Annotated in this window: 17 protein-coding genes and 1 pseudogene; 11 read left to right on the forward strand and 7 right to left on the reverse strand. The window is 69.0% G+C overall.

The features are described 5' to 3' along the window. Window positions 1-117 precede the first annotated feature (117 nt). The 4 genes from ACFQZQ_RS02710 to ACFQZQ_RS02725 all read left to right on the forward strand — a co-directional run bounded on the left by ACFQZQ_RS02710 (window position 118) and on the right by ACFQZQ_RS02725 (window position 4032). Complete coding sequence (locus ACFQZQ_RS02710) at window positions 118-1017, forward strand: carbon-nitrogen hydrolase (RefSeq protein ID WP_386811137.1); 900 nt, start codon at window positions 118-120, stop codon at window positions 1015-1017. A 69-nt stretch (window positions 1018-1086) separates the two neighbouring features. Next, entirely contained in the window at window positions 1087-1701 is a 615-nt protein-coding gene (locus ACFQZQ_RS02715; protein WP_386811138.1) for a TetR/AcrR family transcriptional regulator, read from the forward strand. A 28-nt stretch (window positions 1702-1729) separates the two neighbouring features. Then, on the forward strand, window positions 1730-2656 hold the full coding sequence (locus ACFQZQ_RS02720; protein WP_386811139.1) for an alpha/beta hydrolase: 927 nt from the start codon (window positions 1730-1732) through the stop codon (window positions 2654-2656). A gap of 143 nt (window positions 2657-2799) precedes the next feature. Further along, window positions 2800-4032 carry a TraB/GumN family protein gene (locus ACFQZQ_RS02725; protein WP_386811140.1) on the forward strand — a complete coding sequence of 411 codons (1233 nt, stop codon included), beginning with the start codon at window positions 2800-2802 and terminating at the stop codon, window positions 4030-4032. Window positions 4033-4113: 81 nt separating this feature from the next. On the opposite strand, the gene ACFQZQ_RS02730 is transcribed toward ACFQZQ_RS02725, so the two are convergent. From ACFQZQ_RS02730 to ACFQZQ_RS02740, 3 genes and pseudogenes are all read right to left on the reverse strand, one after another. Then, a complete protein-coding gene (locus ACFQZQ_RS02730) occupies window positions 4114-7224 on the reverse strand; it encodes an efflux RND transporter permease subunit (RefSeq protein ID WP_386811141.1) in 3111 nt (1036 codons plus the stop codon). Window positions 7225-7297: 73 nt separating this feature from the next. Further along, a pseudogene (locus tag ACFQZQ_RS02735) lies at window positions 7298-10744 on the reverse strand (efflux RND transporter permease subunit); the annotation flags it as partial. Between the two features lie 49 nt (window positions 10745-10793). Continuing rightward, complete coding sequence (locus ACFQZQ_RS02740; RefSeq protein WP_386811142.1) at window positions 10794-11930, reverse strand: efflux RND transporter periplasmic adaptor subunit; 1137 nt, start codon at window positions 11928-11930, stop codon at window positions 10794-10796. Window positions 11931-12238: 308 nt separating this feature from the next. Between ACFQZQ_RS02740 and ACFQZQ_RS02745 the strand changes: the two genes are divergently transcribed. Continuing rightward, on the forward strand, window positions 12239-12631 hold the full coding sequence (locus ACFQZQ_RS02745) for a c-type cytochrome (protein ID WP_386811644.1): 393 nt from the start codon (window positions 12239-12241) through the stop codon (window positions 12629-12631). A gap of 14 nt (window positions 12632-12645) precedes the next feature. Next, on the forward strand, window positions 12646-13095 hold the full coding sequence (locus ACFQZQ_RS02750; protein WP_386811143.1) for a c-type cytochrome: 450 nt from the start codon (window positions 12646-12648) through the stop codon (window positions 13093-13095). A gap of 99 nt (window positions 13096-13194) precedes the next feature. Here the strand turns inward: ACFQZQ_RS02750 and ACFQZQ_RS02755 are convergent, their stop codons facing one another. Both ACFQZQ_RS02755 and ACFQZQ_RS02760 read right to left on the reverse strand, forming a co-directional pair. Further along, window positions 13195-14895, reverse strand: coding sequence for a transmembrane repetitive protein (locus ACFQZQ_RS02755; protein ID WP_386811144.1), 1701 nt, complete (start codon window positions 14893-14895; stop codon window positions 13195-13197). A 19-nt stretch (window positions 14896-14914) separates the two neighbouring features. Beyond that, the gene (locus tag ACFQZQ_RS02760) at window positions 14915-15511 is read right to left on the reverse strand and encodes an NfuA family Fe-S biogenesis protein (RefSeq protein WP_386811145.1); all 597 of its coding nucleotides are present in this window, start codon (window positions 15509-15511) and stop codon (window positions 14915-14917) included. 99 nt (window positions 15512-15610) lie between these two features. On the opposite strand from ACFQZQ_RS02760, the gene ACFQZQ_RS02765 reads away from it, so the two are divergent. Then, a complete protein-coding gene (locus tag ACFQZQ_RS02765; RefSeq protein WP_386811146.1) occupies window positions 15611-15985 on the forward strand; it encodes a 4a-hydroxytetrahydrobiopterin dehydratase in 375 nt (124 codons plus the stop codon). A 10-nt stretch (window positions 15986-15995) separates the two neighbouring features. Then, a complete protein-coding gene (locus ACFQZQ_RS02770; protein WP_386811147.1) occupies window positions 15996-16424 on the forward strand; it encodes an energy transducer TonB in 429 nt (142 codons plus the stop codon). Window positions 16425-16456: 32 nt separating this feature from the next. Here the strand turns inward: ACFQZQ_RS02770 and ACFQZQ_RS02775 are convergent, their stop codons facing one another. After that, entirely contained in the window at window positions 16457-17425 is a 969-nt protein-coding gene (locus ACFQZQ_RS02775; RefSeq protein WP_386811148.1) for an RluA family pseudouridine synthase, read from the reverse strand. Between the two features lie 446 nt (window positions 17426-17871). Here ACFQZQ_RS02775 and ACFQZQ_RS02780 point away from each other — a divergent pair, with 446 nt between their 5' ends. Further along, window positions 17872-20982, forward strand: coding sequence for a ribonuclease E/G (locus ACFQZQ_RS02780; RefSeq protein WP_386811645.1), 3111 nt, complete (start codon window positions 17872-17874; stop codon window positions 20980-20982). Window positions 20983-21089: 107 nt separating this feature from the next. Here ACFQZQ_RS02780 and ACFQZQ_RS02785 read toward each other — a convergent pair whose 3' ends face one another. Beyond that, window positions 21090-21737, reverse strand: a complete 648-nt coding sequence (locus ACFQZQ_RS02785; protein ID WP_386811149.1) for a response regulator — start codon at window positions 21735-21737, stop codon at window positions 21090-21092. Window positions 21738-21886: 149 nt separating this feature from the next. Here ACFQZQ_RS02785 and ACFQZQ_RS02790 point away from each other — a divergent pair, with 149 nt between their 5' ends. Beyond that, window positions 21887-22828: a M28 family metallopeptidase gene (locus ACFQZQ_RS02790; protein WP_386811150.1), complete on the forward strand. Its 942-nt coding sequence runs from the start codon at window positions 21887-21889 to the stop codon at window positions 22826-22828. 217 nt (window positions 22829-23045) lie between these two features. Next, on the forward strand, window positions 23046-24203 hold the full coding sequence (locus ACFQZQ_RS02795) for a tyrosine-type recombinase/integrase (protein ID WP_386811151.1): 1158 nt from the start codon (window positions 23046-23048) through the stop codon (window positions 24201-24203). The last annotated feature ends 24 nt before the right edge of the window (window positions 24204-24227 follow it).

Here is a 24227-nt window from a genome sequence, read left to right on the forward strand (position 1 = left end):
ACCGACAAGCGGTATCCCGGCGGGCCTTGACCCGCCCTCACACGCTCCAGTTGCATCCTCTGCGCTGAGCGGCGGGTCGAAGCCCGCCCTACCCCGGACGTAGCCACGGACACGCCCATGAAGAAGAACACCCTCCCCGTCGCGCTGGTCCAGGAGCGCGCCATCGTCGACCAGGGCGCCGGCAACGCCGACGCCAACCTGACGGTGATCGAGCAGCGCGTCGCCGAAGCCGCGAAGCAGGGCGCCAAACTGGTGCTGCTGCAGGAACTGCACAACGGCGCGTACTTCTGCCAGCACGAGTCGGTCGACGAGTTCGACCTCGCCGAGCCGATCCCCGGCCCCAGCACGCAACGCTTGGCAACGCTGGCCAAGCAGCACGGCGTGGTGCTGGTCAGCTCGCTGTTCGAGCGCCGCGCCCCCGGCCTGTACCACAACACCGCGGTGGTCTTCGACGCCGACGGCAGCACCGCCGGCAAGTACCGCAAGATGCACATCCCCGACGACCCGGGCTTCTACGAAAAGTTCTATTTCACTCCCGGCGACCTGGGCTTTGAGCCGATCGACACCTCGGTCGGCCGCCTCGGCGTGCTGGTGTGCTGGGACCAGTGGTATCCGGAAGGCGCGCGGATGATGGCGCTGGCCGGCGCCGAGATCCTGCTGTACCCGACCGCGATCGGCTGGGACCCGGACGACGACCAGGCCGAGAAGACCCGCCAGCGTGACGCGTGGGTTCTCAGCCACCGCGGCCATGCCGTGGCCAATGGCCTGCCGGTGCTGAGCTGCAACCGGGTTGGCCACGAGCAGTCGCCGTTGAATGCGTCGGGCATCGACTTCTGGGGCAACAGCCACGTGCTCGGCCCGCAGGGCGAGTTTCTCGCCGAAGCCGGGCGCCAACCGGAACTGCTGATGGCCGAGGTCGACCTCGGCCGCAGCGAGCACGTGCGCCGAATCTGGCCCTTCCTGCGCGACCGCCGCATCGACGCCTACGGCGACCTGCTCAAGCGCTACCGCGACTGATTGGGGCGTTTCTAGGTCCAACCGACGAGCGGCCACAATAAAACGAACGATCGTGCTAACTTGCGCGCCATGAACGCATTGACCGCCACCGCCAAAGGCGCCGCCACCCGCGAGGCGATCATCGACCGGGCCCACGAGATCGCGCGCTTCTGCGGCGTCGAGGGCTTGTCGATCGGGCCGCTGGCGCAGGCCGTCGGCATGTCCAAGAGCGGCGTCTTCGCCCACTTCGGGTCCCGCGAGGAACTGCAGCTGGCGGTGATCGAGTCGGCTGCCACCCGTTTCGGAAATGCCGTGCTGATTCCTGCGTTGTCGCAGCCGCGCGGTCTGCCGCGCCTGCGCGCGATCATGGACAACTGGTTCGAGTGGATCCGCGGTAATGCCGGCGGCTGCGTGCTGATGGGCTCGGTCACCGAGTACGACGACCGCCCCGGACCCTTGCGCGACCAGGTCGTGCGCAACGAGCAGCGCTGGCGCGAAGCGCTGGGCCGGTCGATCCAGCAGGCGATCGAGGCCGGCCACCTGCGCGACGGCGACGCCGAGCAGTACACCTTCGAGCTCTATGCCTTCCCCCTCACCGTCCACCACGAGTCGGGCCTGTTCGGCTACGAATCCGCGCGCCGCCGCGGCGAGGCGGCGGTTGAGCGCTGGTTGATCGCGCACTCGCCCGACGTCGGCGCGCACTAGCCCCCCATCCTTCCCACGAGGTGTCGCCATGAACACAACCGCATCCTCAATTAGCACGATCGTTCGAAACCTGATTCCCCTGTACCTGCTGCGACTGGAGTTCCTGCTGGGGGGGCGGATCGCGCCGCGCACCATCGCCCGCAAGGCGGCGCGGTTGTTCAGCACGCCGTTCGACTCGTCGCGCGCGCGGGCGCTCGCGGCGCCCACGCTTGGCGCGACGGAAACCGAGCTCGATATCGACGGCGCGAACATCCACGTCTACGTGTGGGGTGATCCGGCGACCCAGCCCTACGTGCTGTTCGCGCACGGCTGGTCCAGCCACGGCACGCGGGTGGCCTCGTGGCTGACCCCGCTACGGAACGCCGGTTACGCAGTTGTCGCGTTCGACCAGGCCGCGCACGGGCGCAGCGGCGGTACCCACACCACCCTGCCCGACTTCACCTGCCACCTGATGGCCGTGGCGCGTCATTTCGGCCCGGCGGCGGCGGTGATCGGGCACTCGCTCGGCGGCGCGGCCGCCGCGCTGGCGCTGGCGCGCGGGCTGGTGGCGCAGCGCGCGGTGCTGATCGCCCCCGCCGCGGATCCGCTGGCGGCGGTCGAACGTTTCTCGCGCTTCGTCTGGCTGGCAGGCTACATGGGGCGGCGCATGTTCGCGCGCTTCGAACGCGCACTGCGCGTCGACGCCGACGAACTGCAGGCGCACCACAATGCGCCGCTGATCGGCCGCCCCGCGCTGATCGTGCACGACGTCGAGGACCGTGAGGTGCCGTGGTCGGAAGGCGAGCGTTACGCGCGCTACTGGCACGACTCGCGCCTGCTCAGCACGCGGGGCCTGGGTCACAACCGCATTGCCGACGACCAGCAGGTGATTGCCGCGGCGCTGCGCTTCCTGCACGGCGAACCCGTCGGCGAACGCGTCGTGTCCTCGCCGAACCTGCCGTTCGGGTTGGCCTGACGGCGAGGCCCGGGCCGCGACCGGATTCCACGCGAGGCGGCTGCGCGGCTGAACGGCGAGGTTTTGCCGGCACCGAGGGAGCGACTATCCTGCACGGCCGTCGCGGCATGGCCGCAGGCGACCCGCAGCCCAAGATCGCCTTGATGACCCTTGAACCCGCAAGTCCTGCACTCCCCACCCCCGGTCCGCTGGCCGGCCAACCGCATCAGATCGTCGAACGCGACGGCGTGCGCTACACCCTGCTCGGCACCGCGCACGTTTCCCAAGCCAGCGTCGATGCGGTGCGCGATGCGATCGGCAGCGGCGCCTATGACGCGGTGGCGGTCGAACTCGACCCGCAGCGTTTGCAGGCGCTCACCGATCCCGACGCGTTGGCCAAGCTCGACCTGATCCATGTGATCCGCACCGGCAAGACGGCGTTGTTCGCCGCGAACCTGGCGCTGGCCGCGTACCAGCGCCGGCTGGCCGAACAACTGGGCATCGAACCGGGCGCCGAACTCAAGCGCGCGGTACTGGAAGCGCGCCAGCGCGACCTGCCGGTGCACCTGATCGATCGCGAGGTCGGCCTGACGTTCAAGCGCGCGTCCTTGAAGCTGGGCTGGTGGGGCCGCGCCAAGCTCGGTGCCGGGCTGATGGCGGCGCTGTTCGCCGACGAGGAAGTCGGCGCCGAGGAGATCGAGAAGCTCAAGCAGGGCGACATGCTCGAGTCGAGCTTTGGGGAATTTGCCAGCAACAGCCCGGCGCTGTACGAAAGCGTGATCGCCGAGCGCGATCGCTACATGGCGGCACGGCTGCGCGCGGACGCGGGCAACGGTGACGCGCGCGAGGTGCTGGCGGTGGTCGGCGCCGGCCATCTACAGGGGTTGGCGCGGCACCTGCGCGACGAGCAGCGCGCACCCGAAGCGATCCGCGAGGAACTCGAATCCCTGCCCAAGAAGAGCGACGTGCCGTGGTTCACGATCGTGCTGGCGACGTTCGTGCTCGGCGGCTTCGCCTGGGGCTTCTGGCGCGGCGGGATCGACGTCGGCTCGGACCTGCTGCTGCAGTGGGTGCTGGCGACCGGCGTGCTCGGCGCGATCGGCTGCGCGATTGCCGGCGGCCATCCGCTCAGCATCCTGGTGGCGTTCCTAGCCTCGCCGATCACGCCGCTGCACCCGGCGCTGGCCTCGGGCACGTTGAGCGCGTTGACCGAAGCGTGGCTGCGCAAGCCGACCTACGCCGACTTCATGGCGCTGCGCGACGACGTGCAGACGCTGCGTGGCTGGTGGCGCAACCGCGTCGCGCGGGTGCTGCTGAACTTCTTCCTGACCAGCCTGGGCACGGCGATTGGCGTCTGGACTGGCGGATTGCGGATGCTGGGCAAGCTCGTCGGCTGAGCCGTCCCCGAACCCGTCGCGCAAACAAAACGGGAAGGCAATAGCCTTCCCGTTTTGCTTTCTTCCAATCGCCTGCACCCTTTACTCCGGCGTGAGCGCTGCCACGGCGGCACCGGGCGCACCGCGCTGACGCCGCTGCCGCGCCCGCTGGACCACCCGCGCGGTGTTGTTGCGCATGTCGTCCAGGATCGCGTAGATCGTCGGCAGGAACAGCAGGCTGACGATCGTCGAGAACGCCAGGCCGCCGGCGATCGCGCGCGCCATCGGGTAGTACGACGGCATGTTGTTGCTGCCGTCGCTGGTCGACAGCGCAATCGGCACCATCGCCAGGATCGCCGTGCCCATCGTCATCAGGATCGGCCGCAAGCGCTCGCGGCTGCCATCGACCAGCGCGTCGGTGCGCGTCATGCCGCGCCGGCGCAGGTTGTTGATGTGCTCGATCATCACGATGCCGTTGTTCACCACCACGCCCATCAGCACCAGGATGCCGATGAAGGCCATGATGTTGAACTCGGTACCGGTCAGCCAGAACAGCCAGAACACGCCGAAGATCGAGAACAGCACGCCGCTCATGATCGCCAGCGGGAACAGCAGCGACTCGAACACCGCCGCCATGACGATGTAGATCATGATCAACGCGATCACGAGATTGAACATCATCTGCCCCATCGCCTCGTCGTCGTCACCGAACGCGCTGCCCTCGAAGGTGTAGCTGTAGCCGGCCGGGAACGCGATGCCCTTGAGCGTCTCCTCCATTGCCTTGCGGGCATCGGGCATGGTCATCTTGTCGGGCAGCTTGGCCTCGATGGTGAGCGCGGTCTGGCGATTGACGCGCTTGATCGCGGTGGCAGCCGGCAGCACGTTGACGTCGACCATGCTCAGCAACGGCACGGTGCGGCCGTCGGGGGCGCGCACGGTGAAAGCCGCGATGTCCTCGACGCCGTACTTTTCCGCGCCGGCGAACCGGACCCAAACCGGCACCTCGGTCTCGCCACGGCGGAAGTCGCGCAGCGGCGCACCACGGAGGGCCAGCCCGACGAATCGCGAGACGTCCTCGGCGCTGAACCCGAATGCCGCCGCCCGCTCGCGGTCGACGCGCACGGTGAGCTCGCTGTTCTGGTCGCCGGCATCGATGCTGACATCGCGCAGTTCCTTGCGGCGGGCCAGGATCGGGACGATGTCGTTGGCCAGGTCGCTCAACGTCTGGGTCGAGTCGCCCACCAGTTGCACCTGCACCTTCTGTCCCGGGCCGCCGTTGTCGCCGTCGTCGCCGAGCGACAGCGTCGCGCGGGCGGACTTCGGCAGGGCCTTGCTGATCGCATCGCTCAGTGGCTTGGTGACCTCGGGGTCCTTGCTGTCGAAGGTGACCAGCGTGGACGCGTCGCCCTGCTCGCTGTAGTAGGAGTACAGCTGCACGATGCGGAAACGCTTGCGGTTGGCGTCAAGGAAATTCTCGACCCGCAGCAGTTCCTCGGACATCTGCTCCTTGGTGTAACTGCCCTTCCACTGGTAGTCGATGCCGACCTGGTCGCCGCCGTCGCCGCCGAACATGTTCTTCTTGGTCAGCATCATCGGCGCGATGCTCACGGCGATGATCAGGAGGATCCCGAGCACCGACCAGCCGCGGTGGTCCAGCGTCCAGCGCAGCAGGTGCGCGTAGCGATGCTGCAGGCGGTGGATCACGCCCTGGGAGGCGGTTCCGCTGGTCACGGTCGGCGGCGTCTTCAGGCGCGCCGAGATCATCGGGATCAGGCTGACCGCGACCAGCCACGAGGCAAGCAGCGACACCGAAATCGTGATTGCGATCTGCGACAGGTAGATCGCCAGGAAGTTGCGCTCGCCGAACAGGTTCGGCACGAACACGATGCAGTGGCACAGCGTGCCGGCCGACAGGGCGATCGCGACGTGGCGCGTGCCCATGATCGACGCCAGCCGCGGGTTGCCCGGGTTCTTCTCGCGTTCCTGGTAGATGCTTTCGACCACCACCACCGCGTTGTCGACCAGCATGCCAACCGCCAGCAGCAGGCCCATCATCGACAGGATGTTGAGCGACACGCCGGCGAAGTACATGAAGCCCAGCGTCATCACGAAGCAGATTGGGATCGCCAGCGTCACCATCAGCGTCGACGGCCAGTGGCGCAGGAAGAAGAACAGCACGGCGATCGACAGCACCAAGCCGATGCCGCCAGCCTCGGCCAGGCTCAACAGCGAGCTGGTGACGTTGTCGCCCTGGTTGTCGATGATCTTGACCTGGATGCCGCTGAGCGCGGGCTCGGCGCGGATCTTGTCGACCTCCTTGAGCGCATTGCTCGAGACCTCGACCAGGTTCGCGTCGCGCTCCTTGAAGATGTCCAGGCCGACCGCCGGGCGGCCATCGAGGCGACGCCCGTACTCCATGCGTGCCGGCTTCAGGCGCACTTCGGCGATATCGCCCAGGCGCACGCCGGTGGTGCCGATCACCAGGTCGCTGAGCTGCTGCAGGTCGGTGATCTCGCCCACCGGCTGCACGCGCAGGCGCCGGCCGCCGTCGTCGACCACGCCGGCGGAGACCGAGAAATTGGTCGCCTGCAGGGTCTTGGTGAGGTCATTGAGGCTGATGTTGTGCGCGGTCAGCCGGTCCGGCGCGATCGCGATCTCGACCTCGTTCGGGGGCGCACCGGATACCTCGACCCGGGCCACGCCGGGGATGCGCTCGATCCGGCGCTTGAACTCGCGCTCGATCAGGTCGTACGCCCCGGTCAGGTTCTGGGTTTCACTGGCCAGGCGCACGCGCAGCACCGGCTGGTCGCCGGTGTCGATCTTGAACACGAAGTAGCGCTGCAGCTCCTCGGGCAGCTCGTCGCGGATCGCGTCGATGCGCTCGCGCGCTTCCGACGCGGCGATGGCGACGTTGCGTTCCCAGTCGGTGAACACCACCAGCAGGTCGGCGCCGTTGGCACGCGCGGTGCCCTCGGTGCGCTTGATGCCGGACATGGTCGACATCGCCTCTTCGACCGGGCGCAGCACGGTGCGCTCGACCTCCTCCGGCGTCGACCCCGCATACGGCAGCTGCACGAAGATCAGTGGCGGCGTCACCGACGGAAATGCCTCCAATGGCAGGCGCACCGCCGCGATCAGTCCGATCACGAACAACGACACGAACAGCATCACTGCTGTCACCGGCCGCTTGATGCTGAGTTCGGCGATGGTCATGCGTGCGCGTTCCCGAAGCCTGGTTCGATCCGGTCGATTTCGACCGGGTTGATCTCGATCATGGATGCCCTGCTCATGCCTGGCCTGCGTCGGTCAGCGGGGCCTGCTCGCCCTCGATGCCGTGGACGACCTCTTCGTGCTCGCGGCGTGCGCGACGCCCGCGTTCGCGGTAGTACTCGTCCGCGCGGCGGTCGAGCAGGTCGTACACCACCGGGATCACCACCAGCGTCAGCAGGGTCGACACCAGCAGGCCGCCGATCACCGTGATCGCCATCGGCGAGCGCACTTCCGCGCCCTCGCCCATCGCGATCGCCAGCGGCAGGAAGCCGAACAGCGTGCACAGCGTGGTCATGATGATCGGCCGCAGACGCGAGCGCGCGCCTTCGATCAGCGCCTCGTGCTTGGCCACGCCCTGCTCGCGCAGCTGGTTGACCTTGTCGATCAGGATGATCGCGTTCTTGACCACCAGGCCGACCAGCAGGATCAGGCCGATGAACACCACCACCGATACCGTCGAGTTGGTGATCAGCAGCGCCAGCACCGCGCCGACCAGCGCCAGCGGGATGGTGAACAGGATCACGAACGGGTGCAGCAGCGATTCGAACTGCGACGCCATCACCAGGTACACCAGGAAGATCGCCAGCCCGAACGCGAACAGCAACGACTGCACCGACTCGGCCAGTTCCTCGCCCTGGCCGCCGATGTGCATGCCGATCTCGGCGCCCAGCGGCTGCGCGGCGACCATGTCGCGTACTTCCTGCACGGCGCCGCCCAGGTCGATGTCGCGCAGGTTGGCCGACACGATCGCCACGCGCACCTGGTCGGCGCGGTGGATCTCGCTCGGGCCGGTGGTGGACACCACGTCGGCGACCGAATCCAGTGTCACCGGGCGGTTGCTACCCGGGTTGACGATCAGGCGGCGGATGCTTTCGACCGAAGCCCGGTCGGACTCCTGTGCGCGCACCAGCACGTCGATCTTGCGGTCGCGGAAGCTGTAGCGCGTGGCCACGTCGCCGCGCACCTTCTTGACCACCACGTCGGCGATCTGGCGCGTGGTCAGGCCGAGCGCACCGGCGCGTTCCTGGTCGAAGCGGATCTGGATCTCCGGGAAGCCCTGCTCCACGGTCGACTTCACGTCGGCGTAGTGCGCGTTCTTGCGCAGCATCGCCGCCATCTGCCGGCCCGCGCGTTCGATCGTCTCCAGGTCCTGGCCGCGCAACTCGATTTCCAGCGGCGTGGAGAAGCTGAAGAGTTCCGGGCGGCTGAAATCGACCTGCGCCGACGGGTGCGCCTTCATCGTTTCGCGCAGGCGCTCGGTTTCGGTCGCCTCGATCTGCTTGCTGCCGCCGTCGGCCATGACGATGCTGAGCTTGCCGATGTTCTCGCCACTCTCGGTCGGATTGGCGTCCAGCCGGGTGCCGGTACCGCTGACGCCGAACATGGCGCGGATGCCGTCGTCCTTGGCGTGGGTTTTCTGCAGTTCGCGCACCAGCGCATCGGTGTCGCGCAGCGGCGTGCCCGGCGGCAGCTTGACCGTCATCTCAAACCGGTCTTGCGCGAGTTGCGGGATCAGGTCGGCGCCCAGCAGCGGCACCACCAGCAAGGTCAGCACGAACGCCACCGCGGCACTGCCCAGCACCAGGAACGGCCGGCCCAGCGCCGCCGGCAGCAGTTTCAGATAGCCACGTTCAGCGCGCCCGTACGGCGCCATCGCGATGTCGCTGGCCTTGCGCATCACCGGCCCGACCACTGCCACGATGCCGCGCCACACGCGCACGATGACCCAGCTCAATCCGAACACGCCACCGCGCGTGCCCGCGCCGATGCCGCGCTCCATGGCGGCCAGCGGCTTCTGCAACTTCGAGCTCGGCTGCCACTTCGGATGCGGGGCTTCTTCCGGGAACGCCATCGGCGGCCGGCCCTTGAGCGCGCTCAGCATCGGGATCAGGGTCATCGACACGACCAGCGAGATCCCAATCGCCAGTGCCACGGTCAACGCCTGGTCGCGGAACAGCTGGCCGGCGATGCCCTGCACGAACACCAGCGGCAGGAACACCGCGATCGTAGTCAGCGTCGAAGCGACCACCGCCATGCTGACTTCGCGGGTGCCGGTGATCGCCGCCTCGAGGATGCCCAACCCGCGGTCGCGCGCCTTGGCGATCGATTCCAGCACCACGATCGAGTCGTCCACGACCAGGCCGGTGGCCAGCGCCAGGCCGCCCAGCGACATCACGTTGAGGCTCAGGCCGAGCTGGTCCATGAAGAAGAACGTCGCGATGATCGACACCGGCAGCGACAGGCCGACCACGAACGTGCTCCAGCCATCGCGCAGGAACAGGAAGATGATCAGGATCGCGAGCGCGCCGCCGATCACCGCATCCATCTTCACGTCGGCGATCGCATGGCGGATGAAGAGCGACTGGTCGTCGATCGTGGTCAGCTCGATGTCCGGCGGAATCTGCTCGCGGATTTCCTTGAGCTTGGCTTCGATCGCGTCGGCGGTGGCGACCGTGTTGGCATCGCCTTCCTTGTAGACCGCCAGCTCGACGGCCTCCTTGCCGGCCAGGCGGATGATCGCCTCGCGCTCCTTGTGGCCCTGGCGCACGTCGGCGATGTCCTTCAACCGCACCGGCATGCCGCCGGCCGCGCTGCCCTGCGAGGACGACGCGCTCTGCACCGAGGCCGCGGCCGCCATCGAACTGGCGTCGCCGCTGGCTGCCGCCACGCGCGCCATCTGCTCGGCCGCACTGGCTGCCGCGCCGCCACCGGCGCTCTGCGTGGTGACCAGCATCTCGCGGATCTCGGGCACGCTGGCGAACTGGTTCACCGTGCGCACCAGGTAACGCTGCGAGCCTTCCTCGAGCCGGCCGCCGGAAATGTTGATGTTTTCCTGCTTGAGCCGCGAGATCACCGTGTCGATCGGCAGGTTGAGCTGGGCGAGTTTCTGCTGGTCGATGTCGACCTGGATCTCGTCCTCGAGGCCGCCACCGACCTTGACCGCGGCCACGCCCTCGACCGGCTCGAGCTTCTTCTTGAGGTCGTCGTCGGCATAGCGGCGCAATGCCGTCAACGCGCGCGTCGAATCGCCGCCTTCCTTCGCCGACAGGGCGAGGCGCAGGATCGGCTGGGTCGACGGATTGAAGCGCAGCAGCACCGGCGCCTTGGCTTCCTGCGGCAGCTGCACGACTTCCATCTTGTCGCGCACCTCCAGGCTGGCCTGGTCCATGTCGGTGCCCCAGGCGAACGCCAGCACCACGTCGCTCTGCCCGGTGCGCGACACCGACTTGAGCTTGCGCAACCCCTTGACCACACCCACCGCTTCCTCGATCGGTTCGCTGATCAGTGTCTCGATCTCGGCCGGCGCGGCGCCGGTGTATTCGGTGCGCACCGTCAGCGTGGGATAGCTGAGGTCGGGCAGCAGGTTGACCTTGAGGTTGCTCAGCGCGATGAGGCCGAACAGCACGAAGGTGATCGTCACCATCGCCACCGTGACGCGGCGGCGGGTGGCGAATTCGACCAGGTTGAAGGACGGTTCGTGGGCGGACTGGGTCACGTGCCGGGCTCCGGTCTTACTGCTTGTTCGGCGTGGATTTCGCCGCAGTGGCGACTGGTTTCTTCACCTCCGGCTGGCCCAGCACCTGCACGGCGCTGCCGTCGCGCAACGCGGTCTTGCCCGCGATCACGACCTGCTCGCCGAGCTTGACGCCGCTGCGGATCTCGGCCCAGCCGCCATCCATGTAGCCCAGCTTGACCGGGACGCGCGCGACCTTGTTGGCGCGCACCACGAACACCGCCGGGTCGCCCTCGTCCTCGAGCAGGGCCACGCGCGGCACCACCAGCGCATCGGCACGGTTGTCGTAGTCGATCTGCAGGCGACCGAACATGCCCGGCTGCAGCACGCCGCCGCCTTCGAAGGTGCTGATGACGCGGAACGTGCCGCTGCCCGAATCCACCACCGGCGCGATGCGGTCGACGGTGCCGGTGAAGGTCTTGCCCGGCATCGCATCGACATGGAGCTGCACCGGCAGGCCCGGCTTCAAGGTCGCCAGTTCGCGCTCGGGCACGTTGAGCACGGCCTCCAGGCGCGAGGTGTCGACGATCCGGAAGATCGGCGTGTTGATCTGCACGAAGTTGCCCGGCTTGATCATGCGCTGGGCGATCACGCCGGAGATCGGCGCGGTGACGTTCGCGTACGACAGTTCGAGGTTGGCGAGCCGGTTGGCGGCGCGGGCATTCTCGAGGTCGTAACGGATCTGGTCGTTGTCGTTGGCGCTGACCAGCTTCTGCTCGGCCAGCTGGCGCGAGCGCGCGAAGTTGCTCTCCAGCTTGCGCATCTGCGCGGCGGTCTGCGCCGCCTGCAGCGCCGAGCGCGCGGCGTCCAGGCGCACCAGGGTCTGGCCGGCGCGGACCTGCTGGCCTTCCTCGGCCAGCACGCTCAACGCCACCCCGGACGTCTTGGCGATGACCTGCGACTCGGCGCGCGCCTCCAGCGGCGCGGTGCCGGTGTAGCTGGCCGCGATCGCGCGGCGGCTGGCCTGGGCGACCTCGACCGGGACGGCTTCGGGGCCCTTCTTTTCGTCGGCCTTGGCCTTGGCCTCGGCCTCGCCGTTACCGCCCTTGCACGCGCCCAGCGCGAGCAGGCAAGGCAGCAGGACGGCGGCGGCGCGGACGGTACCGCGACCCCGGGAAATGGTGAGTGGACGCATTGAGAAGACCCCGATGTGGCTGTTGTTATGGCTGTATGCCGGTGTTGTACATAGGTATATCACCCGCCCGAAACATGGCCATCTCCCGAAGGTCATGGTGACTGCAGGCATGTCCGTCGCGTAGTGGGGGTCGACGCCGGTGCGAGTGCGCCACCGCGACCGAACACCGATGCACCGTCGACGCAGATCGCCACGGCTTCGTTGCACGCGGCTCGCCCGCTATACTCACGCGCTTGTGCGCCGCCCCGGTGTCCGCACTACCAGTCACCTTCCTACGCTAGCCCTTCGAGATTGCGGACAACACCATGATGCGACCGCTGACGATCGCCGCCTGCTTCGCCCTGACCACGGTTGCCGCACTGACCAGTGCCGCCGCTGACGCGCAGGACGCCGCCAAGGCCCCGGCCACGACCGCCGCCCCGGCTGCCATCGCCACGCCGGCCACCGCCGCGGGCAAGGCCGACGTCGGCCGCCAACTGACCTACACCTGCCAGGGTTGCCACGGCATCGGCGGCTACAAGAACGCCTACCCGAACTACCACGTGCCGAAGATCGGCGGCCAGTCGCCGGAGTACCTGGTCAACGCGTTGACCGAATACAAGAAGGGCACGCGCAAGCACCCGACGATGCAGGCCCAGGCGCAGAGCTTCTCGGACCAGGACATCGCCGACATCGCCGCCTTCCTGTCGAACCTGAAGTGAGTGAGCGCACGACCATGACGAACCGCAATGTCCTCGCCATCGCCCTGCTCACCCTGCTGGCCGTCGGCTGCGCCGAAAAGGCCCCGGAAACCGCGGGCGAGCACGCCAGTGCCGAACACGCCGAAGCCGCCACCTCGTCTTCCGCTGGCCTGCCCGCGGGCAACCTTGCCGCCGGCGAGAAGCTGGCCAGCACCAAGGGCGCGGCCACCGGCCAGTCCTGCATCGACTGCCACGGCGCGAACGGCAATGCGCCGATCGACCCGAGCTACCCGAAGCTGGGCGGCCAGTACCACGACTACCTCGCCCACGCGCTGCAGAACTACCGCGACGGCACGCGCGAGCACGCGCTGATGTCGAGCCAGGCCAAGACCCTGAGCGACCAGCAGATCGCCGACCTGTCGGTGTACTTCGGTTCGCGCGAGAGCAGCCTGCGCGACCTGCAAGGCGTGCACAGCACCAACTGACCGCCATCGGTCAGGATCAGGAAAGCCCGCAGCGATGCGGGCTTTTTTGTGGGCGGAACGCACTGCCGCGAGTCGAATCGCACGGCGGCCGCGCCCGTTTCAGCCGGCAGGTTTGACGCTGCCGTTGTCTTCCTGCAGTTCCGGCTTGAACGGGATGTCCGGCGGCGGGCGCGCCGTCGCGGGTTGCTCGTTGAGGTTGGGATCGCTGATCCCGCAGCCGCCGCCCAGCGCCAGCATCACCGTCTGGCAGACGATGGTCTTGCTGGTGCCGGGGATCGGGATGCGGACGGTGGTGACGCTCTTGCGCACCCACTCGGCCAGCAAGGTTTCGTTGGGGCGCCAGTACTTGTCGAGCGTCGTGGGTTCGTAGTCGTTGGGCTTGCGCTTGAGCCAGGTGCCGGCGCGATCCAGGTCGGTGATGCGTGCCTCGATCGTGCCCGGAGGCAGGCCCGGCGATGCCGAACCCGGCGTCTCGGCCAGCTTCACGCTGCCGTCGGCATTGAACACACCCGGGCGCACGCCTCGCTGCGCGCCGGGGCGGTTGCGGGCCGAGTCGCCCCAATCGTCGGCGCGCGTCGGCGTCGGCCAACTGCCGGGGGTGGCGGTGGGCTTCGGCCCGGCACCGGCGCTGCTGGCGGTCGGCGGCGCTGCCGCCGCGGCTCGGCTCGCTGCCGAGGCAGACCTGGCTGAGTTCGCAATGCTCGACGGTGCCGTCGCCGCGCGGGAAGGCGTGCTGCTGGAGCTGGGCGCGGGCTGCGAGACGGACGCCGAGGCGACAGGCGCGCGCGCAGCCGGCGTCGGCACCTGCCGCGCCTGCACCGGCGGTGTCGTCGATCGCAACTCCGGCGGCGCGAGCGGCCGCTGCGGAAGTTCCCGCACCGGTGCGCGCTGGAGCGGTGCCGGCACCTCGCGGGTAGTCACCTGCGGTATCCGCGCCTGGATCGGCCGCGGGGTGACCTCCGGTTGCGGCAGCTCGCGCTGCAGCGGTTGCACCGGCTCGGGCACGTCGATCGCGCGGACCTCGCGCGTCGGTGCGCTCAGGTCGCGGGTCGCCAGGTTCGGCTCGGACACGCGCGGCGTCGGTGGCGGCAGCACGAACACCACCGGGTCCTGGCTGCGGGTCGGCTCGCTGACCGCAACCGGCTGCTCGACGCTCGGCGCCGGCACCTGCGGCTCGGGCACATCGCGCTGTGCCACGTCGGGCAGCGGCGCCGACAGCGACGGCGTCATGTCGGCCGGCGCGACCGACGCGGTCGGCGACGGCGGACTTTCACTTGTGGCGCTGCTGGCGTCGGCAGTCTCCGCTTGCTCCGCCGGCGACGGTGGCGCGGCGTCGGGACCACCGCCGACTTCCGCCGGCGTGCCCACGCCGATGTACTCGACCTGCACCACCGTGTCGCCCTCCGGCGCCGGCGTGAAGCCGAGGTACTTGAGGTACATCAGCCACAGCAGCATCACCCCGAAGAACACATGCCACAGCGCCGACACGCTGCCGGCGAACCAGCGCAGCTTGCGCTCGTCGCGCGCCGGCGGGTGCCATTCCTGCCGCCACAGCGTGGTGAACGCCTGCCAGCGCGTCAGCAACAGCGCGCGCCGCGGGGGCGATGTGAGGGGGCGTTGCAGGAACGTGTCGGTGATCGCTGCCGCCGTCGCCCCGGTGACCGCGCCGGCGCGTTCGTGCATCGCACCCAGCCAGGCCTGCCAACCGGGGGGAAACTCACCCGGCAGCCTCCGCCGGTGCGGGGCGACCAGCTGCATGCGGCGCTGCAGGGCTTCGATCAGTTCGGCGGCGGAAACCATCTAGCGCGCCGCGGCCGGATCAGGCGGCCGTGTCGCGGCGGATGTAAGGGGCGTCGCCGGTGGCGTGGTCGGTGGCATCGCGCACCGCGGTCACGCCGGGCACCTTTTCCATCAGGGTCTTCTCGATGCCCTGCTTGAGCGTGACATCGGCCATGCCGCAACCGTGGCAGCCGCCGCCGAAACGCAACAGGACCACGCCGTCGGCAGTGACCTCCTCGACCGCCACGTTGCCCCGGTGCTGGGCCAGCTGCGGATTGATCTCGTGCTCGACCAGCCAGCGCACGCGCTCCACCAATGAGGCCGAATCGGCCGGCACTTCGCCCTTGATCTTCGGTGCGCGGATCTGCAGCTGGCCGCCGGTGGCCTGGGTGGCGTAGTCGATCTCGGCGCCGTCGAGGTAGCCGGTGCTGGCTGCTTCGAGCCACAGCGTGAAGCCTTCGCAATCGATCGCCCATTCGTCGCCAGCCAGGTCGCCGGGTTCGGCGAACTCGAGCCGCACGTCGGCCTTGGCGGTGCCCGGATGCACCGCCGACAGCCGCACGCCCAGCCCGGGCAGCGCCTCGCGCTCGATCAGCTTGAGGAAGTAGGCCTGCGCGGATTCGGAAATATTGATCATGGGGCTATTCTAACGGCGTCCGTGCAGGGCGATGATGCGCCTGCCCCCTACGACCCCCGTCGATGTGATTTGGTTCAGTCGACGCCGCAAGGAACCGCCATGAACGACCTCGTTCCCCTCGCCCAGGCCCACTGCATCCCGCGCCGCGGCAGCGAGCATCGCCTGACCGAGGCGCGCGTGCGGGAACTGCTGCCGGAAGTACCGGGCTGGGAGCTGGTGATCGATCCGGTGTCCAAGCAGGGACACGCCCTAACCAAGGCCTTCACCTTCAAGAATTACTACCGCACGATGGCGTTCGTGAACGCGCTGGCCTTCATCGCCCATCGCGAGGACCACCACCCGGACCTGGGCGTGCACTACAACCGTTGCGTGGTGCATTACTCGACCCACGATGTCGGCGGCCTGAGCGAGAACGATTTCATCTGCGCGGCCAAGGCCGAGGCGCTGATCGGCGACGCCGACGATGCGCGCTGAACTCGCTGCCGTGCGAGGGGCTGGCTGGCACCGCTCGGGGTGGGCTGCGGCGGCGCTGGCGATGCTGGTCGCCTGCAGTGGTCCACAGCCAGCCCCCGGCCCCTCGCCGATCCCCGCCACCGATCCGGTGGCGCAGGACACACCGCCGCCGGACTACCCGCTGGAAGTTGCCTGCGCCGGCGTCGGTGGCGTGGTGGAGTTGCACATCCTGCTCGGGGCGAATGGCACCCCCGGCGACATCCGCATTGGCCGCAGCAGTGGCCAGCCCTTGCTGGACGCTGCAGCGCGCGAAGGCGTGCGTAGCTGGCGTTTCCGAGCCGCGACCCGCGGCGGCCAGCCGGTGGCGACGCGGATGAAGATCCCGGTGACGTTCACTCCACCGACGATGCGGCCGGAGCGCTGCTTCGTGCTCGACGAGCAACTCAAGCGCGCGCGCTGACTTCCGATTTTTCGGGGCTGCGCACCCCCTGATCAGGCCAGCCGATCGAGCACCTCGAGCAACTCCGGCGCCAGCGGCGCATTCAACAGATACGGCGCCTTGCCGCCATCGAGCGCGAACTCCAGCGTCGAGGCGTGCAGGAACATCCGCTTCAGGCCGACCTGCTCACGCAGCTTCTTGTTGACCGCCGGGTCGCCGTACTTGTCGTCGCCGGCGACGGCGTGGCCGATGTGCTGGGAGTGCACGCGGATCTGGTGGGTGCGGCCGGTCTCGATCCGCACCTCGCAATAGGATTGCCCGCCGCGCCGTTCCAGCACCCGGAAGTGGCTCAGCGACGGCTTGCCGGCGGCGTTGACCTGGACATGCCGCTCGCCGCCCTGGCGCAGGCCGATATGCAACGGCGCGTCGACGCTCATCACGCCGTCGGGCATGCGTCCGGCCAGCAGCGCGAGGTAGCGCTTGGCAATACCGCCCTCCTCGCGCATCAGGGCCTGCATCTCGGTCAGCGCCGAGCGCTTCTTGGCCACGATCAACAACCCGGAGGTGTCGCGGTCGAGCCGGTGGACCAGCTCGAGGGTCGTCCCCGGCCGCAGCGCGCGCAAGGTCTCGATCGCGCCAAAGGAGATGCCACTGCCGCCGTGGCTGGCGACGCCCGAGGGCTTGCTCAGGGCCAGCAGGCGCGCGTCCTCGAACACGATCGCCGCCTCCAGAGCGTCCATGAAGCCCTTCGGGGGCGTGCCTTTTTCGCCCGGCTCGCTGAGACGCAGCGGCGGGATGCGGACCTCGTCACCGGCCTCGAGCTTGCGCTCGGCCTTCGCGCGCCCGCCATTGACCCGGACCTGGCCGGAGCGCACCAGCTTGTACACCAGCGAGCGCGGCGCGCCCTTGAGCTGCCCGAGCAGGAAGTTGTCGAGCCGCTGGCCGTCGCGATCGTCAGAGACGCGCACGGTGCGCGCGCTGGACGCCGTGCCAGCGGGGCTGGGGGATGCTGAATGGGTCATTCGGGCGGGGTTGTCTGTTACACTCGCGACGCGAGATAAGGTTTTGATTTCGTTGGGAGTTGTACGCAAGGGCCAAAAGCCCACTCCCGCGATTCCGGCCCGCGCCTAACGACTGCCCTCGGGGCAGTGATGTTACCAGCGACGGCCCGGCGGAACCCGCCCTCGCCCGGTGTCTCAAACACCGGCGATGAACACGACCCGAGTGGCGCGACAGCCTGATGGCTGGAAGCAGCCGCCGGCCCCGCAAGTCAGGACAGAAACAAGAAGCGCTCCCGCGGCATGCCGTGGTGTTGAAGCGCTGGTAGTGGAGGTTCCGCCGGCGCGCGCAAGCGGCCAGGCCGCTTTGCACGAATGCAAGGCCGCGACGGCAGGATCTCAGTTCCCAGAGAGCGAAACGCCATGGCGTTCCGCGCGCTAGAGCGCGTGAGGACGCAACCATGAAACGCATGCTGATCAATGCGACGCAGGCCGAAGAGCTGCGCGTCGCGATCGTCGAGGGCCAGAACCTCTACGACATCGACATCGAGCAACCGTCGAAAGAACAGAAGAAGTCCAACATCTACAAGGGCCGCATCACCCGCCTCGAGCCCTCGCTCGAAGCCGCCTTTGTCGAGTACGGCGGCGAGCGCCACGGCTTCCTGCCGCTGAAGGAAATCTCCCGCGACTACTTCCAGTCCGGCGTCGACCACAACAAGGCCGGCCTCAAGGAACTCCTGCGCGAAGGCCAGGAAGTGGTGGTCCAGGTCGACAAGGAAGAGCGCGGCAACAAGGGCGCGGCCCTGACCACGTTCATCTCGCTGGCCGGCCGCTACATGGTGCTGATGCCGAACTCGCCGACCGCCGGTGGCGTCTCGCGCCGGATCGAGGGCGAGGACCGCGCCGAGCTGAAGAAGGCGATGGACGCGCTGACCATCCCCGACGACATGGGCGTGATCATCCGCACCGCCGGCGTCGGCCGCGATGCCGAAGAGCTGCAGTGGGACCTGGATTACCTGTTGCAGGTCTGGAAGTCGGTTGCCGAGGGCGCCCTGAGCAAGCCGGCGCCGTTCCTGATCTACCAGGAATCGCGCCTGATCATCCGCGCCCTGCGCGACTACATGCGCCCGGACGTCGGCGAGATCCTGGTCGACACCCCGGAGATGTACGCCGAGGCTCGCGACTTCGTCGAGCAGGTGATGCCGCACAACCTGCGCAAGCTCAAGCATTACACCGACGACGTCCCGCTGTTCAACCGCTTCCAGATCGAGTCGCAGATCGAGAACGCGTATGAGCGCACCGTGCGCCTGCCCTCCGGCGGCGCGCTGGTGATCGACCAGACCGAGGCGCTGACCGCGGTCGACGTCAACTCCGCGCGCGCCACCAAGGGCGGCGACATCGAGGAAACCGCGTTCAACACCAACATGGAGGCGGCCGAGGAAGTGGCCCGCCAGATGCGCCTGCGCGACCTCGGCGGCCTGGTGGTGATCGACTTCATCGACATGTCCTCGACCCGCCACCAGCGCGATGTCGAGAACCGCCTGCAGAGCGCGCTCAAGCAGGACCGCGCGCGCGTGCAGATCGGCCGCATCTCGCGCTTCGGCCTGCTCGAGATGAGCCGCCAGCGCCTGCGACCGTCGCTGGGCGAGTCGAGCCAGCTGGTGTGCCCGCGTTGCGAAGGCCACGGCCGCATGCGCAGCGTCGAGTCGCTGTCGCTGTCGATCCTGCGCCTGGCCGAAGAGCACGCGATGAAGGAGAACACCGGGCAGGTGCTGGTTCAGGCCCCGACCGAGATCGCCAACTACCTGCTCAACGAGAAGCGCCGCGCGCTGGCCGAGATCGAACAGCGCCACGACGCGCCGATCGTGATCGTCGCCGACGAGCACCTGGAAACCCCGCATTACGAAGTCACGCGCATCCGCGAGAACGAGATGGGCGAGGAAACCAGCAAGCCCAGCTACCACCGAGGCACGCCGCGCAAGCTGCCGACCCACGCCCTGACCAAGGCCCACCTCAACATCCCCGATGCGCCGATGGTCACCAACGTCAAGCCGGCCCAGCCCGCGCCGCTGCGCGAGCCGCGCGAGGAACGGGTCGCCGTGGAGGCGCCTGTCGCGGCTCCGGTGGTGGTCGCACCGACCCATTCGGTTGGCGTGGTCGAGCGCATCCTGCGGTTCTTCCGCGGCGGCGAGCCGATCGCGGTAACGCCGACGCCGGCCGCGCGACCGTCCGACACCCGTGGCCGCGGTGAACGCAGCGATCGCAATGACCGCGGCGACCGCAACGGCCAGCGCCGCGACGGACGCGGTGGCAAGGGCGGCCGCGACGGCGCCCGCCGGGACGAACCGCGCCGGGATCGCGCGCCGGGCCAGAACGCGCCAGCGGCCGACGCCCGCCCGCAGCAGCCCAAGCTCGACCAGCCGCGGCAACAGCAACAGCAGCAGCAGGCGAAGCAGAACCCGCCGAAGCAGCCCAAGCCGCAGGCCGACGAGCGCGTGGCCAACCTGTCCGGCGCGCCCGCGGGCAACGCCCCGCGTCCGCCCCGCGAACCGAAGCCGGCGCCACCGAAGTCCGATCCGGCAAAGCCCGAGGCGAGCAAGCCCGAGCTAGCCAGGCCCGAACCGGCGCAGCCGTCGACGACGCCCGCGACCGACGCCGCCACCCTGCCCGTCGCCGCGCTGCTCGCCCAAGCCGACACCACGGCCGCAGTGGGCGCAGCGGTGACCGACGCCACCGATCCGAACGCCGTGCCGGCCGAGGGTGAGGCCGGCGAAGGCAGCGGCCGTCGCCGTCGCGGCCGTCGTGGTGGCCGTCGCCGTCGCCGCGGTGGCGAAGGCGCCGCTGCCGAAACCAGCGCGCACGATGACGTGCTCGGTGGCGATGACGACCTGATGGCTGGGGACGAAGAGGCATCGCCCGCGGCCGCCAGCCGTTCGCAGCCGGAGTTCGACTTCGACGACGAGGCACCCGCGCCCCAGGCACCGGCGGCCGCCGGCGTCACGCCGGCCGCGATCGCGGCCGGCCAGGTCGTCGCCGCGGCCCAGGTGGCAACTGCCGCACCGGTCGAAGCTGCGCCCGTCGAAGCACCCCCAGCCGAAGCAGCGTCGATCGAAACGGCCCCGGCCGAAGCTGCGGCCATCGCCGTCGCCGGCATTGCACCGAACGAGCCGGAGATCAACGAGCCGGAGATCATTGCCGAAGTCGCCGTCGTCGAGGACACCGTGGCCTCGCCGCTGGTCGTGCCGACCCCGGAAGTCGTCGAGGACACCGTCGCGACCCCGGAGGAAATCGCCGAAGTGATCGTGCCGCCCGCGGCTGACGTTGCCGCAGCGGAACCGGCGAAGCCCGCGCCGCTCGAACCGGCCGCGACGCCAACCGCGGCATTCGAACCGGTGCCGGCGGCCCCCGCCGAAGCGATCGATGCCACGCCGGCAAGCCCGGTGGCGCCGTCCCCGGACCCGCTGATGCCGCGCACCGCGGGCCTGTTCGACGCGGTCCCGCACACGCGCGTGCCGGAAAGCACCGAGGCGCTCCCGGCTGCGCCGAGCGATCCGGCCGACGGTGAAGAACGCCGCGTCTAGACCAGGCTGCTCGTGTTGAACCAGAAAGGCCGCGACGTCGTCGCGGCCTTTCTGGTTTTTGTCCCCGGGCAGTGCCCGCGCGGTTTTGGTTCGCGCGACTTCGGCGGTTACAACACCTGCGCCGGTTGCAGCAAGCCGTACTGCCCGGCCAAGCGTGCCAGCGCAATGCTGTCGACGATGCCGAGCTTCTCGAACAGCCGGCTCTTGTGGGTGTTGACCGTCTTCGCGCTCAGGCTCAGGCGCCGGGCGATGTCTTCCTGCCGCAGCCCCTGCACCAGCAACAGCGCGATCTCCAACTCGCGCCCCGACAGTTCGTCGAACGGAGAGCCGTCGCCATCGATCCCCGCCAGCGCCAAGTGCTGGGCGATGCCGCTGGCCAGGTAGCGCTTGCCGCGCGCGACGTCGCGCACCGCCCGCAGCAGTTCGCCGGCCTCGCCGCCCTTGCCTACGTAGCCGCAGGCGCCGGCTTCGAGCAGGCGTTTGGGCAGCGGTCCATCCTCGAGCACCGAGACGATGATCATGCGTGCGCCGTAAGCACCCCGTACCACGCGCTCGGTCACTTCCAGTCCGCTGATGCCCGGCAGGTGGAGGTCGCACAGGACCACGTCGGGCTTGAGGCTGCGGATCAGCGGCAAGGCCTGCTCACCGCTTTCGGCGTCGCCGATCACTTCGATGTCGATCTCGGCCGACAGGATCATGCGCATGCCGGCACGCACCAATGCGTGGTCGTCCACGATCAAGACGCGGATGGTCATCCCTTCCCCCTAGTGCCAGAACTCCTGCGCGCGAGGCTACCCGCCGTTGACCGCCGCTGCAACACGGCCGGCCGCGGCAGTGACTTGCGACCCTGTCGCGGCCCACCGCCGGCACGCCAGACTGCACGCCATTCCGCCGAGGGACCGCCATGCCGCAGTCACGCCTACCTGCCGCCCGCTCGCTGGTCACTGCATCGCTGCTGTTGTGCCTGGCCGCCTGCATGTCCACGCAGCGCAGCCCCGACCCGGTCGCTGCGGGCACCGTGGTGCCGGCGCGTGGCAATGCCACCGGCAACTGGCTGGCCGACATCGGCGAGATGTCGGCGTCAGTCGACAACGCCGCCCGGCGCGCTGTGGTGCAAAGACGCCTCGATGCGCTCGGCATTGCCTGGCGCGCGGCGCCATTCGAAGCCGACGACCAGCGCGGCACCAACCTGCTGGCCGAACTGGATGCCGCCGCCGATGCACCGGTGCTGCTGATCGGCGCGCATTTCGACCGCGTCGATACCGGCCGCGGCGCCACCGACAATGCGTCGGGCAGCGCCACGGTGCTGGCGTTGGCCGAACGCTTCAAGCGCACACCGCTGCGCCACCACCGCCTCGCCATCGCGTTCTGGGATCTGGAGGAACGCGGCCTGCTCGGCGCGAAGGCCTACATCGCCGGGCAGACCGTGCCGCCCGCGCTGTACGTCAACTTCGACGTGTTCGGCTGGGGCGACACGCTGTGGATGATGGCGCCCGACCCCGCGCACGCGTTGCTGGCGAGTACCCGCGAGGCAGCCGCTGAGGCCCAGCTCGGCCTCAGCGCCGGGCCGCAGTACCCGCCCACCGACCACCTGCCGTTCCTCGCGGCCAAGTGGCCCGCGGTGTCGTACTCGCTGGTCGGTGGCGATGAAATCCCGCTGATCCTGCAGCTCTACGCGGGCAAGAAACCCAAAGCCGTGCCCAAGGTGATGCGGGTGATCCACAGCGACCATGACACTCCCGCCCAGCTCGATGCGGTCGCCGCACTGCGTGGCGTGGACGCGGTGGAGGACGCACTGCGGCGCTGGGACGCGGGTGCGGCAACGATGCCGCCGATCTCGAACTGACCCGAAGTCCGGACGCAGCAAAAAAGAAAAGCCCGCATCGTCTGCGGGCTTTTTTTTCAATGGCGGAGAGAGTGTCTGTCCGCTATCCGTTCGCGCGTGTCCGCGCCGGTTCGGGAAACCGCTGCCACGCTGGGTTGCGGGCTGATTCTGCGTCCGCTACTGTCCGGCTCAGTTCGCCCCAATCCGGGGATAGAACGGGGATAGGGACGGGGATAGCGTGGCGAGGCCGATAAACCGTCTGACCGCTCGAGGCGCGGCGACCGCGAAGCCCGGAAAGCACGCCGATGGCGGCGGGCTGTGGCTACAGGTTACCGCGACCGGCGCGCGTGCGTGGGTGTTTCGCTACGCGCTGGCCGGGCAGGAGCGCTTCATGGGGCTGGGGCCGCTGCACACGGTCAGCCTGGCGCGCGCTCGCGAGGATGCGCTGGCGGCGCGGCTGGAGCTACGCAACGGTCTGGATCCGCTCGAGCAACGCAAGGCGAAGCTGGCCGCTCGCGCCGGCATCCCGACCTTCAAGGCCGCCGCTGCCGACTTCATCGCCGAGAACCGATCCGGCTGGAAGAATCCCAAGCATGCCGACCAGTGGGAGAACACGCTCGCGACCTACGCCGAGCCGATCATCGGCAGCAAGCCGGTGAACGCGATCACGACCGAGGACGTGCTCGAGGTGTTGCGGCCCATCTGGACGACCAAGACCGAAACGGCCAGCCGCGTGCGCCAGCGGATCGAGTCGGTACTCGACGCCGCTCGAGTGAAGGGGCTTCGGGAGGGCGAGAACCCGGCGCGCTGGCGTGGCCACCTGGCCAAGCTGCTGCCGAAGCCGACCGCCGTCCGCCAGGTGAAGCACTTCGCCGCCCTGCCCTACGCCGAGATGCCGGCGTTCGTGGCGAAGTTGCGCGGCGAGTCCGGCACGGCCGCCCGCGCGCTCGAGTTCCTGATCCTCACGGCCGCGCGGACGAACATGGTCACCAAGGCGCAACGGCGGGAGGTGGTCGGCGACAAATGGCTGGTGCCGCGCGATCGAATGAAGGCGAGGCGGCCGCATGTGGTGCCGCTGCCGGATCGCGCGGTCGAGATCCTCGACGCGCAGCCGGCTGGCGACTGGCTGTTCCCCGGCGACCGCAATAAGCCCCACCTGTCCAATGCGGCCATGGACGCCCTGCTCGAGCGCATGGGCTTCGGCCACGTCACCGTGCACGGCTTCCGCTCGAGCTTCAAGGATTGGGCCAGCGAGACGACGACGTTTCCGAATGAGGTCAGCGAGGCGGCGCTCGCGCACGTCATCAAGGACAAGGCCGAGGCCGCCTATCGCCGCGGCGCGTTGCTCGAGAAGCGGCGCGAACTGATGGACGCCTGGGCCGCGTATCTGGCCTGAGCGCCTACCGACAGCGCGCCGCCA

It is taken from the genome of Lysobacter koreensis, assembly GCF_042677045.1.
Classification (GTDB): Bacteria; Pseudomonadota; Gammaproteobacteria; order Xanthomonadales; family Xanthomonadaceae; genus Lysobacter_K; species Lysobacter_K koreensis.